Consider the following 16,143-nt stretch of genomic DNA (forward strand, 5'->3'; position numbering starts at 1 on the left):
AATTTCCTGCCGTACATAGTCGCATAAAGATACCCTTCACCCAATATAGAATATGGTCAACTCGTTGATTTGTTAGTGAGTGGAGTGTGAAATGTTCGACAAATTAAAAAGCCCGCTATGAAAGCGGGCTTAGTGATAACTTTTTTATAAACAAATCGTTTAACTAGAAGTACACATTAGCCCACCAAGAACTTGTCCAAGTGCGCCACCAATTAAGTTCTGAACTTGCTTCTGCTGAAGAAAGTTCTAAAACTTTATCTTTATGGTACTGGTTAAATTCTTGTAACATAGTGGACCTATCAAATGTGATACCTCGTATTTGTGTACTAGTTAACTAGTTTTACTCTTGCAGGTCAAGTGTGTTGACACAAATATAACGATAAAAATTGAAAACAATGAAAAAGAATATATGAGAATTGATCTACATAGTCATACAACAGCCTCAGATGGCCGACTTACTCCACCTGAGCTGATTGACCGAGCGCTAGGCTTTAACATCGAAGCGTTAGCGATTACAGATCATGATACGACTGATGGACTTGCTGAAGCACGCAACTATATTGCTGACAACAACCTTCCTATTCAGTTGATTAACGGAATCGAGATTTCAACCGTTTGGCAAAACAAAGATATCCATATTGTTGGGTTAAACGTCGATCCTGAATCGCCAGAATTGAAAACGTTAATTGAACAACAAAAGCTTCATCGTATTGGGCGTGCCGAGATGATTGCTCAACGACTCGAAAAAGCGACCCGAGCAGGGGTGTTAGAAGAAGTTAAAGTGATTGCGGGTGATGCGCCTATTACTCGCGCTCACTTTGCTAAGTGGTTAGTCGATAATGGTTACGCGAAAACCATGCAGCAAGTGTTTAAAAAGTTTCTGACTCGCAACAATCCAGGTTATGTACCACCAACATGGTGCTCAATGGGTGACGCTGTAACGGCCATTCATGCGGCAGGTGGACAAGCTGTGCTAGCACACCCTGGAAGGTATGGTCTCACCGCGAAGTGGATTAAGCGTCTTCTCGCTGCATTTGTTGAAGCAAAGGGTGACGCTATGGAAGTTGCTCAACCTCAGCAAGCGCAACAAGAAAGGCGCACACTTGCGGATTATGCTATACAATACAAACTATTAGCCTCCCAAGGCAGTGACTTCCATTATCCGTCTCCGTGGATGGAACTTGGACGTAATCTCTGGCTACCTTCTGGGGTCGAAGAAGTATGGAAAGATTGGGAGTTTCAAACGGTTTCACCATCTGATACCAATGACAGTATTTAGGTGAACCAGCTCCTTCTGATGATAGAGTCGAGAGATTCGATAACGAGGATCAACAATGAGCCAGTTTTTTTATGTACACCCAGATAACCCACAAGCGCGTTTAATCAGCCAAGCGGTTGCTATCATTCGCAATGGCGGAGTTGTGGTTTATCCAACAGATTCCGGTTATGCGCTGGGTTGTCAGCTTGAAAACAAACAAGCACTTGAACGTATTTGTAAAATTCGCCGTATAGATGATAAACACAACTTCACTTTGTTATGCCGTGATCTTTCTGAGTTGTCACTGTATGCACGAGTCGATAACGTGGCTTTCCGTCTGCTTAAGGCACATACGCCAGGTGCTTACACGTTTATCTTTAAAGCAACCAAAGAAGTGCCAAAGCGTTTGATGAATGCCAAGCGTAAAACGATTGGTATTCGTGTCCCAGACAACAAGATTGCACTCGACTTGTTGGAAGCGATGGGCGAACCACTGATGTCGACGTCATTGATTCTTCCGGGTAACGAGACTACTGAGTCGGATCCAGAAGAAATTCGTGACAGCCTAGAGCATGCGGTTGATGTGATTTTGAATGGTGGCTACCTAGGTGAGCAACCGACGACGGTTATTGACTTCAGTGACGATGATGCCGTGGTTCTACGTCGTGGTGCTGGCGATCCTGCGCCGTTTGAATAATCGCTTTACTGATTAACAGCCTGTAACGATACAGCAAGCCTGCCACAGTAAATAACAAGTGCTTTTTGGCAGGTTATTTGCGATAATACGCGACCGCGATTTGGTCGCGAAAAATTCATTCGACGTCTGTGAAGACGACAATTAGGTAGAAAAGAGTAAATGAGCGAAAAATTACAGAAGGTTTTAGCGCGAGCTGGTCACGGTTCTCGTCGTGAACTAGAAGGTTTAATCAAATCTGGTCGTGTAAGTGTTAACGGTCAAGTTGCGAAACTGGGCGAGCGTCTTGAAGACGAGAACTCAGTGATCCGTATCGATGGCCATACTGTTTCAGGCAAGGCTTCTGAAGAAGTGGTTTGTCGTGTACTTGCTTACTACAAACCTGAAGGTGAGCTTTGTACTCGTCACGATCCTGAAGGCCGCCGTACTGTTTTCGATCGTCTACCTAAGATCCGTGGTTCTCGTTGGATTTCAGTTGGTCGTCTTGATGCAAACACATCAGGCCTTTTGCTTTTCACTACTGATGGTGAGCTTGCAAACCGTCTAATGCACCCAAGCCGTCAGGTTGAACGTGAGTACCTAGTACGTGTATTCGGTGAAGTGACTGAGCAAAAAGTTAAAAACGTTACTCGTGGCGTACAACTAGAAGACGGCATGGCTCGTTTTGAAGATGTTGTTTACGCTGGCGGTGAAGGTATGAACCATACTTTCTATGTGGCGATTAACGAAGGTCGTAACCGTGAGGTTCGTCGTCTTTGGGAATCTCAAGAAACGACAGTAAGCCGCCTGAAACGTGTACGTTACGGTGATATCTACCTTGATAAGAAACTGCCTCGTGGCGGTTGGAAAGAGCTAGATCTTCAAGAAGTTAACTACCTGCGTGAGCTTGTTGAGCTTAAGCCTGAGAAAGAGACACTGTTGGACCTTGATCCTTCAAATACTTCTCGTAAGCGTGAGCGTTCTCGTAGCCAAAAAATTCGTCGTGCTGTTAAGCGTCACGAGGAGCGTGCAAACGCACCAAAAGGCCGTAGCAACCAAACTAAACGCAAGAAGCCTGCAACGCGCGGTACTACAACACCTGATTCAGGTCGTAGCGCTCCAGCTGCAAACAAAGGCAAACCTCAGGCTAGCAAAAGTAAGCCTAAACTGAACAACGGTCGTCCGGCTAAACCAGCTAAGCCAAGAACACGTCAGTAATTACGCCAGTAGTTGCTACAGTTCTTAAGCTTAAAGCTTCATTAGCTAAAAGCACTGAATACTAAAAAACCTGCTCGTTGAGCAGGTTTTTTTTACGTCTAAAAGAAATAAAAGATGCGGGATACGAGTAACCGAGTTTCGAAAACATACTGCCATAATCGGCAGTAAGCATGCTCTTCGCATCTCTTATCTCGTTTACGCGTATCTATAAATCTTTTCGTATCTCGTATCTCGTTCTATTTACTTATGATTCGAGAAATTATCGCCTTTCGCCAGTCGGTCGTAAAGCACTACATTCACTGATGCCGCTAGGTTCATGCAGCCGTTGGTCGGAACGTAAATCGTCTCACGACAGAAGTCGGTGATCTCTTTCTTTAGCGTACCGTCTTCAGGGCCAAAGATGTAAAACGCGCGTGGTGGGTGCTTGTAATCCGGTAAAGGCTTTGCGCCTTCAATCAGATCGACAGCAACAGGTACGCAGCCTACTGGAATGATGTCTTTCAGATCTTCAACACCAATCAAAGGCAGCGCTAGGTGCTTCTCTTTGGTATCGGTATGGAATTTTCGCGCGTGGTCGTAGCGAGTGCCCGTGTAAAATACAGAGTTGGCGCCGTAGCAGCCAGCCGCTCGCATTACTGAGCCTACGTTTTCAGGCGTCTTTGGGTTAACTAGGCCAATGCAGGCATAGCCTTTCGATTGTGTGTCTGTTTTTGCTTTGGTCATAATCAGTGAATCTAAAGTTGATGATGAAAGTGAGTAATCACGATGAGAAATGGCGTGATAAAAATAGCCGAGCAATCGGCTCGGCTAACTTTTAACTCGCTTACATGAATACTGGTTTACTCATGCTGATGAGCGTCAACAGCGGTATTAGTCACGTTTCCACAGCATGTGACAGAACTTATGTTCTGGGTCACGGCTGATTAGCATGCGAGCAAATACGTCGTCTAGAACATCATCAGCTTCATTCACAAGACCAATGCGCACTTCAGCGTAGATTTCTTTGTCGACTTCAAAGCCAACATGTTCAACCCAATCATCGCCAGTTTCAACAAGCTCTGCTGCGCCACGATCTTCAAACTGAGCTGTGAAAAGAATCACGTCTGCAGGTTCTAGGTTGTCAGGTGCCATCTCTAGGAAGATGTCGTATGCAGTGTCAATTGCGTCGTCATAAGACATTAGGTCGTTAGCTTCGGTCATAATAAGTATCTTAGCTTGCGCGGTTCATGTATTTACGTTCAGCAGTGTTTACTACTACTTTGTCGCCAGTCGCGATGTACTCAGGTACTTGGATTGTAAGACCTGTAGATAGACGAGCAGGCTTAGTACGAGCAGACGCTGATGCACCTTTGATTGAAGGGTCAGTTTCTTCGATAACTAGCTCAACAGAGGTTGGTAGCTCAAGCGTTGCAGCGTTGCCATCGATAAGGATCGCGTACATACCTTGAGTTTCTTCGTTGATGAACAGTAGTTCGTCTTCGATTGTTTCACCGTTGAAGATGAATTGAGTGTAATCTTCGTTATCCATGAAGATGTACTCGTTGCCATCAACGTAAGAGAACATTACTGCACGCTTAGTTACGTCGATAGTTTCAACGATTTCGTCAGCCTTGTGGCGAACTTCAGTTTTAACGCCAGTTGCTACATCGTTACCACGGAAGCGGTAAATTTTTTGGCCGCCACGGCCGCCTGGTGTTGTTACTTCGATATCTTTAACGATCACTGTTTTGCTTTCTACTGTGATAGCAAAACCTTTTTTAATTTCACTTGCTCTAGGCATTTTGTGTTTGTCCTTATTGGGTCTATCCGCTGATTATATCTCGGAGATGCTATAAATAGGAATAGCTTGAATCATAAAGTCACCTAAGCGATCATAGAGTTATAGTTAAATCATTATTTTATTTACCGAAACGACCTATGCAGCTACCTGTTATTGACCCAACACAGCCTTTTCAACCTGAATTTCAACCTGTGGTTAACGATCTGATTACCTTTCTAAAAGGAGGGTTAGGATCTAATCTGCACAGTATTTATATTTATGGCAGTGTAGCTCGTAAGCAAGCCGTCGTTGGTCGCTCCAATCTAGATGTGGTTGTGGTGACCCATAGACCGTTTCCTGACCAACGAACCACCTTGTTGAACACCATCAAATGGCGTTTCCAAAAGAGCTTCCCGCAGGTAACTCAAGTAGCAATTAAGACCACCTTAGTGAGTGAGATAGTCGATTTCGACAACATCTTCACATGGGGTTTTATGCTCAAGCATTTAGCCGTGTGTGTGCATGGTGAAGATTTGTCAGATTGCTATGGTGATTTTGAAACAAGTTGGGAAATTGCTAAGCACTGGAATATGGATGCTGAAAACTGGTTAGCGGTGTATCGCAACAAGATTGCACGAGCGACAACGTCAGAACAACAAATCGCTGCGCAGGTGATTATCGCCAAGAAGCTTTTACGAGCGAGTTACTCACTGGTGATGTACCGCGATAAATATTGGTACGATGATCCATTAGAGTGTGGTCAACAGTTCTTGAAGTATCACCCAGATAGAGAAGTCGAAATCCAAAGACTGGGGATTTTACTTTCTGGTAGACCAATCCCTAAACGTTCGGTGATAGGTATTCTTGACGGCTTTGGTGACTGGTTGATTAAGCAGTATCAGAAAACCGAGTTCAGAATCGGATAGAGATTTATAACCGGTTAATTGATACTAAAAAGCAGAGCGTGCTGAAGAGCATGTCTCTGCTTTTTTCGTTTAAAGGGCATATAAAATAGTGCTAGAACAGACCCAACTGCTGCCCACTGACTCTTTCAAAATCTAAACCGATGAAGGGTAGGATAGCCTCTGCGACGGGTTTAATCTGTTTGTCGATATAGTGCTGATAATCGATACCACTCTTTAAATACTCTTTGGGCTCAGGGCCACTCAGAGTAATCAAATACTCAATACGTCCTTTGTTTTGGTATTGAAGAGGGCGTCCTAACTGAGCATTAATCTCATCGGCCATACGAGCTGCGCGAACCTGCGGCGGAATGTTCTTTTGGTATTCATGTAATTTGCGGCGTAAGCGCTTTTGATACACCAATAAATCATCATGTTTGCCAGCAGAGGTTTCATCAACAAACTGCCTAACATAGTCGGTTGGGTCTTGATCGTGAAACACCATCTCATACAAGGTTTGTTGGAATTGCTGGGCGAGAGGTGTCCAATCGGTGCGTGCACTCTCTAGTCCTTTAAAGATGATCTTCTCTTGGTCGCCTTGAGTGATTAAGCCTGCATAACGTTTCTTCGAGCCAGTTTCTGAACCTCGAATGGTTGGCATCAGGAACTTGCGATAGTGAGTCTCGTATTCCAATTCAAGTATCGAGGTTAGGTTGTAGGTCTCTTTGAGATGATTCGTCCACCAATCGTTTATGTAAGCGACAAGTTCATTCCCGATCTCGTCGGCTTGTCGTTGATCATAACTGCCATTCAGAGACACGAAGGTTGAATCGGTATCGCCGTAGATAACTTGGTAGCCTTTGTCTTCGATAAGCACTTTGGTTTGTTTCATGATTTCATGACCACGCATGGTGATCGATGAGGCTAGGCGAGTATCAAAGAAACGACAACCAGACGAACCTAACACACCATAGAATGAGTTCATGATGATCTTAATCGCCTGAGAGAAGGCTTTTTCGTTGTTCTTCTTTGCTACATCACGTGCTGCCCACAGGTTTTCAATCATCTCAGGCAAAAAATGTTTAGAACGGTGGAATTGTCCACCGCGGAAACCATCAACCGCTTGGTTTTCTGCAGTCCCTAGTTCCAACTTCAACCCTTCAATCAGCCCCATAGGGTCAATCAGAAACGAGCGAATGATCGATGGATACAGGCTCTTAAAATCGAGTACCAAAACTGAGTCGTAGAGGTTGGGAATCGAATCCATCACATAACCGCCGGGGCTCGCAATCCAATTCTCTGGCTCTAAGTTAGGTGCGACATAACCCGCTCTGTGGATTTGAGGCAGATATAAGTTAGTAAAGGCAGCAACAGATCCACCAACGCGATCCAGCTCTACACCGGTTAATCTAGAGCGCTCAATCGCGAAGTCGAGTAGGTGAGTGTGCTCGAAGATGCGGTTTACCAGTACGCAGTCTTGAAGGTTGTACTTAGCGAGTGAAGGTTTATCGAACTTAAACATTCGGTTTATCTCATCCATACGGTCATGAACGTTGTGGATGTCTTTGCCTTCACCAAGCAGTTCTTGCGATACCGACTCCAGTGACCAAGAACGGAAGTGGTAGGTCGCTGTCTTGAGCATATCGATGCCATCCAAGACAACGCGCCCTGGAATCGTGATAAAACCTTGCTGATTTTGTGTCGAACTGCGGAAAAAGCTCGGTTGGTTGTCTCTGCCGATGTTGAGCTTCACTTCGTTCCATTCTGAACGTTTGTGTAGCAGCCTAAAATCGAAGTCGATAACGTTCCAACCAATAATGATGTCAGGATCAAATTCAGAGAACCAAGCTATCATTGCTTCGAGTAGCGCTTTCTCGTTGGCAACCCATTGGATATTGGTTTCAGCTTGTTGTGCTTTGCCGACCATTATTACTCGGCTGTCCATCGGGCTGTCTAGGCCAATTGAATAAAGCACGCCTTTTTCCGAACACTCAATATCAAGCGAGACCACAGATAGATTAGGTAAGTAATCACCTGCTCGGCATTTCGCATTTGAGACTCGACGATGCCGATTTTTTTGCGTAGCAGATCCTGTGAACTCAATACTTCCTTTGATAAAACGTTCCATTAAGAATCGATCGGCGAGTCGAATATCGCTTTCAAAGGTTTGAATTTCTTCGTTGTGGAAGGTTTGCGCTAAACCAAAGCTACTTCTCGACAGTGAGGTGTAACACGCGGCGAGAGGTATTTGCTCGAATGTGGCTAGTTCTAGAGGCTTAAATTGGCAATCAATCGACTCTTTCGCTGCGATTGCCTGACATGCTTCAACGTCAGATTGAGCTACAAAAAATACAGGTTTTTCATTTTGAATTGTCAGCAGAGTAGGGCCTTGAGGGGTGCTTAACCACAAGTCGATTTGTGTGCGCCCTGAAAAATCTCTTGCTTGTCTTGTGAGTACAAAGCCTTGCTGAATATCCAATGTAGTAACCTATTGAAACTGGGAATCGAATACTATCATCTAGCGCCGAATTTCGCACAACAGGCTAACCAAATAGTCATTAATTTATCGGTAATAGCGTTGAATAACGGGACTATATAAGCAAAAAAGTGAAATTGTCACGAATGGTTATTCAATGGTATTGAAAATATTTTTATCTTATGTAATTTTATTGGCGTTGTTTTAACTAGTTGACTTTTAACAAAAGCTTGTTGTTTTAGCTGCCTTATTTATAAATAAGTACTTGCTAAAGTTCGTATTTCAGCACATATTCAACAGAGCTTTTTTTTACTAATTAAGTTAAGATGTACTCAATGCTGCGATTCACTGTTCATTCGTTTAATTGTTTCAAGCAAATGAAACGGCACAGTGGTTGCAGAGCCAATTAATAGTGTGGAGATACAAGTTTGATAAATGTTTTCCTTGTAGATGATCACGAGCTGGTTCGCACAGGGATACGACGTATTATTGAAGACGTCCGTGGAATGAACGTAGCAGGGGAAGCTGAAAGCGGTGAAGATGCTGCAAAATGGTGTCGTACTAACAATACAGATGTCATTTTGATGGATATGAATATGCCTGGTATTGGTGGCTTAGAAGCAACCAAGAAGATTTTGCGCTTCAACCCTGATGTTAAAATCATTGTTTTAACTGTTCATACGGAAAATCCGTTTCCAACTAAAGTGATGCAAGCTGGAGCTGCTGGTTACCTTACTAAAGGGGCAGGTCCGGATGAAATGGTCAATGCCATTAGAGTGGTGAATAGCGGCCAACGATACATTTCACCAGAAATTGCGCAGCAGATGGCTTTGAGCCAGTTTTCGCCTGCGTCTGAAAATCCATTCGCAGACTTATCTGAACGTGAATTGCAAATCATGATGATGATTACCAAAGGTCAGAGAGTGACGGATATTTCAGAACAACTCAATCTAAGCCCTAAAACAGTCAATAGTTACCGCTACCGTTTGTTCAGTAAACTGGATATCAGTGGCGATGTAGAGTTGACGCATTTAGCGATTAGACATGGAATGCTAGATACTGAGACCCTTTAACACTGAGATCGTATAGTGTGACTAACTTGTTTGACTCTGTCTCATTCCTTAAGACCGTAACAGAACAGCCTGGCGTTTATCGAATGTATAACGCCGAGGCTGTTGTTATTTACGTCGGTAAAGCTAAGAACCTCAAAAAACGCCTTTCCAGTTATTTCCGGAAAAAAGTCGACGGTGAAAAAACACGCGCTTTAGTTAGCAATATCGACAAGATCGATGTCACTGTAACGCACACGGAAACAGAAGCGCTCATTCTTGAGCACAACTACATCAAGCAGTACTTGCCTAAATACAATGTACTTTTGCGTGATGATAAGTCGTACCCTTATATTTTTATTAGTGGTCACAAACATCCTCGTTTGTCGATGCATCGTGGTGCTAAGAAGAAAAAGGGAGAGTACTTTGGTCCTTATCCTGATTCCGGCGCTGTGCGTGAGACGTTGCACCTAATACAGAAAATTTTTCCTGCTCGTCAGTGTGAAGATACGGTTTATGCCAACAGAACACGCCCATGTTTGATGTATCAGATTGGTCGTTGTGCAGCGCCATGTGTCAGTTCGATTATCTCTGATGAAGAGTACAGTGAACTTATCGACTACGTTCGCCTGTTCCTGCAAGGGAAAGATAAGCTGGTTCTTGAAACACTCATCGACAAGATGGATAAGGCGAGCCAAGAGCTTCGTTTTGAGCAAGCGGCTGCTTTCCGCGATCAAATCCAAGCGATCAGACGCGTTCAAGAGCAGCAGTATGTATCTGACGATTCTATGGAAGATATGGACGTGTTGGGATTTGCCCAAGAGAATGGCGTGGCGTGTATTCACATCTTGATGATTCGCCAAGGCAAAATTTTAGGTAGCCGAAGCCATTTCCCTAAAATCCCCAACAATACGGTGCGAGAAGAGGTATTTTCGAGCTTTTTAAGCCAATATTATCTAGCGCACAATGAAGCGAGAACCATCCCGACTCGTTTAATTTTAAATGCCGATTTGATGGATGATGTCACACCTATTCAAGAAGCATTGTGTGAAGTCGCAGGCCGAAAGATACACTTCAACTCCAATCCTTCTGGGACTCGAGGCCGTTACCTTAAGCTATCGAATACCAACGCATTAACGGCAATAACCACCAAGATTAATCATAAGATGACGATCAATCAGCGCTTTAAAGAGCTTCAAGAAGTACTGTCGATGGATGCTATCAAACGCATGGAGTGTTTCGATATCAGCCACACCATGGGTGAAAGCACGATCGCTTCTTGTGTGGTATTCAATCCAGAAGGACCAGTTAAACCGGAATACCGTCGCTACAACATCACGGATATTACAGGCGGCGATGACTACGCTGCGATGGCTCAGGCGCTGGAGAGGCGTTATTCGAAGCAGCTTGATGTCGATAAGATCCCAGACATCATCTTTATTGATGGCGGTAAAGGGCAGTTAAATAGTGCCTATGAGATTGTTTCTAAGTACTGGGGAGATTGGCCGGTTAGACCAAGAATGATGGGTATTGCAAAAGGGGTGACTCGTAAGCCTGGCCTAGAAACCTTAGTGACCTTAGAAGGCGAAGAATTTAACTTACCCAGCGATGCGCCAGCGTTACATCTAATTCAACACATCCGTGACGAGAGCCATAATCATGCAATTGCGGGACACAGGGCGAAACGAGGTAAGACGCGTCGAACCAGTGCACTGGAAGGAATCGAAGGGGTAGGACCAAAACGTCGCCAAGCATTACTGAAATATATGGGGGGCTTACAAGAACTTAAGCGTGCAACTGTCGAAGAAATAACCAAAGTGCCGGGCATTAGTCATTCTTTGGCAGAAAATATTTATCAAGCATTGAAACAATAGTAAAAATCCCGCACCATTGACGCGCGATTAATAAGAGCCTAATAAAATGCGTTTAAATATACCTAACATTTTGTCCTTGCTGCGACTATTTCTGATTCCAGTGTTCGTTGTGGTTTTTTACTTACCTTATGAATGGGCTCCTTTTGCTGCTGCAATGGTCTTTTGGGTTGCGGGTTTCACCGATTGGCTAGATGGCATGCTGGCACGCAAGCTTGGACAAACCTCTCGCTTTGGTGCATTTATTGACCCTGTCGCTGATAAAGTACTTGTTGCGACTGCTCTTATTCTTATTACTGAACATTACCACTCAATTTGGATTACTATTCCAGCGGTAACCATGATTGCTCGCGAAATTATTATTTCCGCTCTTCGAGAATGGATGGCGGAAATCGGCAAACGTGCAAGTGTTGCTGTGTCTTGGGTTGGTAAGGTTAAAACAGTTTCTCAAATGTTCGCGTTATGGGTACTTATTTGGCGTTATGACGATTGGATGGTTTGGGTTGGTTATATTGCGCTCTATGCTGCAACGCTTCTAACTTACTGGTCTATGGCGCAATACTTGATGGCCGCCAAAGACGATTTGTTAGACGAGAAACATCATTGATGAAGAAGCGAGCTGAGGCTCGCTTTTTTGATCTTTAACCTAAGGTTAAGTTGTCAATACTGGACATCTAATGTGATATAGATCTCCTTTGAATAACCCGCTCACAGTGTGTTTTGAACATAAAGTCAGCTATTTGGCCTGTTTCGTATGAAATCTACTCAAACGAATTAAAAATACAAAAATAATATTGACTCAATCGTCTGAATCCGTAAAATGCATCCCGTACCCAAGAGGATGGCAATGAGCGATTCGACTGGAGTTACTAAGGCGCCTTGGCAGAGTGGCTATGCAGCGGATTGCAAATCCGTGGACCTCGGTTCGACTCCGGGAGGCGCCTCCATTCTCTTTCTCCTAGAAAGAAGTTGAATGAAAATGCGATACTAGCTCAGTTGGTAGAGCGCAACCTTGCCAAGGTTGAGGTCATCGGTTCGAACCCGATGTATCGCTCCAAAATTTGTAGTGTTGATTGGCGTCAGCATTAAGATGGTGTTTTACTTTTCAGTAATCGGCATCGCAATAAAGAATTGCGTGCCCTGGTGGTGGAATTGGTAGACACAAGGGATTTAAAATCCCTCGGCGTTCGCGCTGTGCCGGTTCAAGTCCGGCCCGGGGCACCATCTATTAAAGTCTTTATCTCAATAAAGCAAATGCGATACTAGCTCAGTTGGTAGAGCGCAACCTTGCCAAGGTTGAGGTCATCGGTTCGAACCCGATGTATCGCTCCAAATTAGAAAGCCCGAACAGAAATGTTCGGGCTTTTTTGTTTTCTGCTATTTTAATTTCTCGTTACCCTCAAAAATTGACACTTAAATATCGATATTTAAAGTAATCACCCAACCAAATCTTGTATTTATGAAGCCATCACTAAAAATTATTGATAGTTCATTTCACTTTATGTTACTTTCCCGCTTAATCTCGGAATGGATGATGTTCAAAACGAATCATGATGGCTTCTGGGGGATACGCGTAATGACCATTCTTGCTGATTGGGACATAACGTAGGGTAGGTATCGGCTAGTCCTTAAGCTGATAGACGGGATACTTATGGCGCCATTCGCCATGTTAATGGGAAACCCAACATTGAACACACTAAAAACAACATTGCTAATCAGCTCTGCATTTCCAAAGGGACTAGCGCTTCATAGCTGTCCGATCCTGCAAAAATGTCCAATTCTTCAAAACAGTAGCATTACTGAACCTTGAGCTTACGTTAACAATTTATCGCTGTCTTAAGACGGCCTAATTTCGTGTTCGTCATTTGACTTATACGAGCGTACAGCTATATCTCATTTCTAGACAACGCACCTACTTCATAATGAACTCTCTAATATAAACAGAGAGTTATAGTGAAATCGAGTCTGGTGAGATGAGTATGAACTCATTCAAGGGGACTTTTATGACTACTGCCTTTGAAGCCGATATCAATACTATCGCAAATTCATTTTCAACTATGGTTCCTATCGTAGAGGGAGCGTACGACCTAACACCTGACGCTATTTTGCTAGAGCAAGAACAGCATGAGTCGGATGTTCGCTCTTACCCAAGACGACTGCCTATTGCTATTAAGCGAGCATGTGGCGCTTTAGTTGAAGATACTCGTGGCCAGATCTTTCTCGATTGCTTAGCCGGTGCAGGTACACTTTCTTTGGGTTATAACCACCCAGAGATTAACCAAGCACTTAAAGACCAACTTGATTCTGGTCTACCATACCAAACTCTTGATATTACGACTCAAGCAAAAGAGACGTTTATCAAGCGAGTTAAAGCTTTTCTTCCTCAAGACTTTTCAAATAACTCGGTTCTTCAATTCTGTGGCCCATCGGGAGCTGATGCTGTGGAAGCGGCGATCAAGCTCGCTAAGCAAACCACAGGTCGCAACACCATGTTTGCTTTTCGTGGTGCTTACCACGGCATGACGAACGGCACCATGGGCATGATGGGCAACCTCGGCACTAAAGAGCGTCGTAGCGGTTTGATGTCTGACGTACATTTCATGCCTTTCCCATACAACCTCCGCTGCCCGTTTGGCATTGGTGGTGAGGCAGGTGCCAACGCGAGCGTTCGTTACATCGAGCGCATGTTGAATGACGACGAATCCGGCATCATGAAACCAGCCGCGATGATCGTAGAGCCTGTGCAAGGAGAGGGCGGTGTGATTCCGGCTCCTGCTTCTTGGTTGCAAGGCCTACGTCGTATCTGTGATGAACACGGCATCCTACTGATTTTTGATGAAATTCAGTGTGGTGTGGGCAAAACGGGTCATAGATTTGCGTTTGAAGAGTCGGGTGTTAACCCTGATATCTTATGTTTGTCTAAAGCGATCGGTGGTGGACTGCCGATGTCGCTACTTGTGTTCGATAAGAGCATTGATACATGGAAAGCGGGTGAGCACACAGGTACATTCCGTGGTAATCAATTAGCTATGGTGTCTGGCGCTAAGGCGTTGGAAATCATCGAGCGTGATGGTTTGGTTGAACACGCGAACATCGCAGGCCAATACTTACGTCACGGGCTTGAGAAGATTCAATCGCGTGTGAGCTGTATTGCTGAAGTTCGCGGTAAAGGCTTGATGCTTGGCGCTGAGATCAAGCAACCAAATGGTGAGCTTAACAAGTTTAACGAACCACAATCCGACGGCGAACTAACCCTAGCTATTCAACGAGCAGCACTAGAGCGCGGTTTGATGGTTGAGAAGGGTGGGCGTGATGGTTCGGTCATTCGTTTCCTTCCGCCAATGATTATCTCATTTGAGCAGATCGACTTTGCATTGCGCGTGATGGAAGAAGCGATCATCGCAGCGGGTGGCGGTTTACAACAAGATCAAGCTTCAAGTGAACAAGCAAACCAAGAATGGAACAGGCATTTCATCCAGACAGGTTTAGGTGGTAGCAACGAATTTGCTAATGTGATGAATCAAACCACCCAAGCGATGAAAGCCGTTTTTGAGCAGGTTGAAACTCCATATTCAGGTCTAGAACCAAAAGTGCTAGAGGCCGCTATCAAGGCTGTCGACCTAGATAACAATCAACACGCTTTGGTTGATGTTGTAGATAGTACTGCAGACCTTGTCGCTGCAAACTCCATCTTCGTACAACACCCAGACTGTATTGCACACCTTCACACTCCTCCTCTTATGGCTTCTGTAGTAGCCGAATCGATTATCGCGGCGTTGAATCAATCAATGGATTCATGGGACCAAGCGTCTGCTGCGACTTATGTTGAGCAGCGCGTCGTGGATTGGATGTGTGACAAATACCAACTTGGCGCACAAGCAGACGGTGTTTTCACCAGCGGAGGCACGCAAAGCAACCTAATGGGTTTATTGCTTGCGAGAGACTGGGTTGCCGATAAGCACAATGGTCATTCTATCCAAAAGCTTGGCTTACCAGAATACGCGAGCAAGCTGCGTATCTTATGTTCAAAGAAATCTCACTTTACGGTTCAAAAGTCAGCCTCTCTACTAGGGCTAGGCGAAGCGGCAGTGTGCTGTGTTGATACCAATGCAAACGGTACTATCAAGCCTGACTTGCTAGACGCAGAAGTGAAAACACTGAAAGCTCAAGGGTTGATTCCTTTTGCTGTTGTTGGTACTGCGGGTACAACCGATCACGGTGCTATTGATGATCTTGAAGCGATTGCTGACATCGCAGATCAACAAGATCTTTGGTTCCATGTCGATAGTGCTTACGGTGGTGCGCTTATCTTAAGTAGCCATAAAGCTCGTCTGAAAGGCATCGAGAAAGCGGACTCTGTCAGCGTTGATTTCCACAAGTTGTTCTTCCAAACAATCAGTTGTGGTGCTGTGCTGCTGAAAGACAAAGCGAACTTTAAGTACCTATTGCATCACGCAGATTACTTGAATCGCGAGCACGATGAGCTGCCGAATCTAGTCGATAAGTCTATTGCGACTACTAAACGCTTCGATGCATTGAAAGTCTTCATGACGATGCAAAGCGTTGGGCCAAAGCAATTGGGCGATATGTACGATCATCTTCTAGAGCAGACGCTTCAAATTGCCGACCTGATTCAGAAGCATGACGATTTTGAACTGCTTGCTGAGCCGTCACTGTCTACTGTGCTGTTCCGTTCGGTGCCTAGCAATGGGCAATCAGCAAACAGCGCTATTGATTTAGACAAACTGAATCAAACGCTAAGACTGGAAGCACTGACTCGTGGCGTTGCCGTGCTTGGCGAAACGGTTGTCGACGGTAAAAGCGCGCTGAAATTCACTATCTTGAATCCGTGCTTAACGACATCAGATTTCAAATCTCTAATTAACAAAATTCAAACTTTAGCTATTGAGCTAGCAGAACAACAAGGGTAATTAAAA

Annotated in this window: 13 protein-coding genes, 4 tRNA genes and 1 other annotated feature; of the genes, 12 read left to right on the forward strand and 5 right to left on the reverse strand. The window is 44.4% G+C overall.

Going from position 1 to position 16,143, the window contains the following annotated elements; all coding sequences use genetic code 11:
* Positions 1-102: 102 nt before the first annotated feature.
* Positions 103-217 (reverse strand) — a sequence feature (Trp leader region).
* Complete coding sequence (locus WR49_RS01270; protein WP_017055109.1) at positions 164-289, reverse strand: trp operon leader peptide; 126 nt, start codon at positions 287-289, stop codon at positions 164-166. Its footprint overlaps the feature before it by 54 nt.
* A 120-nt stretch (positions 290-409) precedes the next feature.
* On the opposite strand from WR49_RS01270, the gene rnm reads away from it, so the two are divergent.
* The 3 genes from rnm (at position 410) to rluB (ending at position 3,149) form a co-directional block, all read left to right on the forward strand.
* Positions 410-1,279 (forward strand): RNase RNM, encoded by an 870-nt coding sequence (gene rnm, locus WR49_RS01275; RefSeq protein ID WP_017055110.1) that lies wholly within the window; start codon positions 410-412, stop codon positions 1,277-1,279.
* A 55-nt stretch (positions 1,280-1,334) separates the two neighbouring features.
* Positions 1,335-1,955 (forward strand): L-threonylcarbamoyladenylate synthase, encoded by a 621-nt coding sequence (locus tag WR49_RS01280; RefSeq protein ID WP_017055111.1) that lies wholly within the window; start codon positions 1,335-1,337, stop codon positions 1,953-1,955.
* Between the two features lie 159 nt (positions 1,956-2,114).
* Positions 2,115-3,149, forward strand: coding sequence for a 23S rRNA pseudouridine(2605) synthase RluB (rluB, locus tag WR49_RS01285; RefSeq protein WP_046222797.1), 1,035 nt, complete (start codon positions 2,115-2,117; stop codon positions 3,147-3,149).
* 240 nt (positions 3,150-3,389) lie between these two features.
* Here rluB and WR49_RS01290 read toward each other — a convergent pair whose 3' ends face one another.
* The 3 genes from WR49_RS01290 to efpL form a co-directional block, all read right to left on the reverse strand.
* On the reverse strand, positions 3,390-3,872 hold the full coding sequence (locus tag WR49_RS01290) for an RNA methyltransferase (protein WP_017629620.1): 483 nt from the start codon (positions 3,870-3,872) through the stop codon (positions 3,390-3,392).
* Positions 3,873-4,019: 147 nt separating this feature from the next.
* A complete protein-coding gene (locus tag WR49_RS01295) occupies positions 4,020-4,349 on the reverse strand; it encodes an HI1450 family dsDNA-mimic protein (protein ID WP_004741258.1) in 330 nt (109 codons plus the stop codon).
* Positions 4,350-4,359: 10 nt separating this feature from the next.
* The gene (gene efpL, locus WR49_RS01300; protein ID WP_017055115.1) at positions 4,360-4,929 is read right to left on the reverse strand and encodes an elongation factor P-like protein EfpL; all 570 of its coding nucleotides are present in this window, start codon (positions 4,927-4,929) and stop codon (positions 4,360-4,362) included.
* A 137-nt stretch (positions 4,930-5,066) separates the two neighbouring features.
* On the opposite strand from efpL, the gene WR49_RS01305 reads away from it, so the two are divergent.
* On the forward strand, positions 5,067-5,834 hold the full coding sequence (locus WR49_RS01305) for a nucleotidyltransferase (RefSeq protein WP_046222798.1): 768 nt from the start codon (positions 5,067-5,069) through the stop codon (positions 5,832-5,834).
* Between the two features lie 91 nt (positions 5,835-5,925).
* Here WR49_RS01305 and WR49_RS01310 read toward each other — a convergent pair whose 3' ends face one another.
* Entirely contained in the window at positions 5,926-8,289 is a 2,364-nt protein-coding gene (locus WR49_RS01310; RefSeq protein ID WP_046222799.1) for a DNA polymerase II, read from the reverse strand.
* Positions 8,290-8,714: 425 nt separating this feature from the next.
* Between WR49_RS01310 and uvrY the strand changes: the two genes are divergently transcribed.
* The 8 genes from uvrY (at position 8,715) to WR49_RS01350 (ending at position 16,137) form a co-directional block, all read left to right on the forward strand.
* On the forward strand, positions 8,715-9,359 hold the full coding sequence (gene uvrY, locus WR49_RS01315; protein ID WP_017055118.1) for a UvrY/SirA/GacA family response regulator transcription factor: 645 nt from the start codon (positions 8,715-8,717) through the stop codon (positions 9,357-9,359).
* A 17-nt stretch (positions 9,360-9,376) separates the two neighbouring features.
* Positions 9,377-11,209, forward strand: a complete 1,833-nt coding sequence (gene uvrC, locus WR49_RS01320; protein ID WP_156155653.1) for an excinuclease ABC subunit UvrC — start codon at positions 9,377-9,379, stop codon at positions 11,207-11,209.
* Positions 11,210-11,255: 46 nt separating this feature from the next.
* Entirely contained in the window at positions 11,256-11,813 is a 558-nt protein-coding gene (gene pgsA, locus WR49_RS01325; RefSeq protein WP_017055120.1) for a CDP-diacylglycerol--glycerol-3-phosphate 3-phosphatidyltransferase, read from the forward strand.
* A 266-nt stretch (positions 11,814-12,079) separates the two neighbouring features.
* Positions 12,080-12,153, forward strand: a tRNA-Cys gene (locus WR49_RS01330).
* A gap of 34 nt (positions 12,154-12,187) precedes the next feature.
* Positions 12,188-12,263, forward strand: a tRNA-Gly gene (locus tag WR49_RS01335).
* Positions 12,264-12,343: 80 nt separating this feature from the next.
* Positions 12,344-12,430 (forward strand) — tRNA-Leu (locus WR49_RS01340).
* A gap of 32 nt (positions 12,431-12,462) precedes the next feature.
* Positions 12,463-12,538, forward strand: a tRNA-Gly gene (locus tag WR49_RS01345).
* A gap of 647 nt (positions 12,539-13,185) precedes the next feature.
* Positions 13,186-16,137 carry a pyridoxal phosphate-dependent class III aminotransferase gene (locus tag WR49_RS01350; protein WP_197078515.1) on the forward strand — a complete coding sequence of 984 codons (2,952 nt, stop codon included), beginning with the start codon at positions 13,186-13,188 and terminating at the stop codon, positions 16,135-16,137.
* Positions 16,138-16,143 lie beyond the last annotated feature (6 nt).

The organism is Vibrio sp. ECSMB14106, from assembly GCF_000972265.1.
GTDB lineage: Bacteria > Pseudomonadota > Gammaproteobacteria > Enterobacterales > Vibrionaceae > Vibrio > Vibrio kanaloae.

Excerpts from the sequence above, each read along its gene's own strand:
- WR49_RS01280 (WP_017055111.1), top strand. The coding sequence starts at position 1,335 with ATGAGCCAGTTTTTTTATGTACACCCAGATAACCCACAAGCGCGTTTA.
- WR49_RS01350 (WP_197078515.1), top strand. The coding sequence starts at position 13,186 with ATGAACTCATTCAAGGGGACTTTTATGACTACTGCCTTTGAAGCCGAT.
- efpL (WP_017055115.1), bottom strand. The coding sequence starts at position 4,929 with ATGCCTAGAGCAAGTGAAATTAAAAAAGGTTTTGCTATCACAGTAGAA.
- pgsA (WP_017055120.1), top strand. The coding sequence starts at position 11,256 with ATGCGTTTAAATATACCTAACATTTTGTCCTTGCTGCGACTATTTCTG.
- WR49_RS01270 (WP_017055109.1), bottom strand. The coding sequence starts at position 289 with ATGTTACAAGAATTTAACCAGTACCATAAAGATAAAGTTTTAGAACTT.
- WR49_RS01290 (WP_017629620.1), bottom strand. The coding sequence starts at position 3,872 with ATGACCAAAGCAAAAACAGACACACAATCGAAAGGCTATGCCTGCATT.
- rluB (WP_046222797.1), top strand. The coding sequence starts at position 2,115 with ATGAGCGAAAAATTACAGAAGGTTTTAGCGCGAGCTGGTCACGGTTCT.
- WR49_RS01305 (WP_046222798.1), top strand. The coding sequence starts at position 5,067 with ATGCAGCTACCTGTTATTGACCCAACACAGCCTTTTCAACCTGAATTT.
- WR49_RS01295 (WP_004741258.1), bottom strand. The coding sequence starts at position 4,349 with ATGACCGAAGCTAACGACCTAATGTCTTATGACGACGCAATTGACACT.
- rnm (WP_017055110.1), top strand. The coding sequence starts at position 410 with ATGAGAATTGATCTACATAGTCATACAACAGCCTCAGATGGCCGACTT.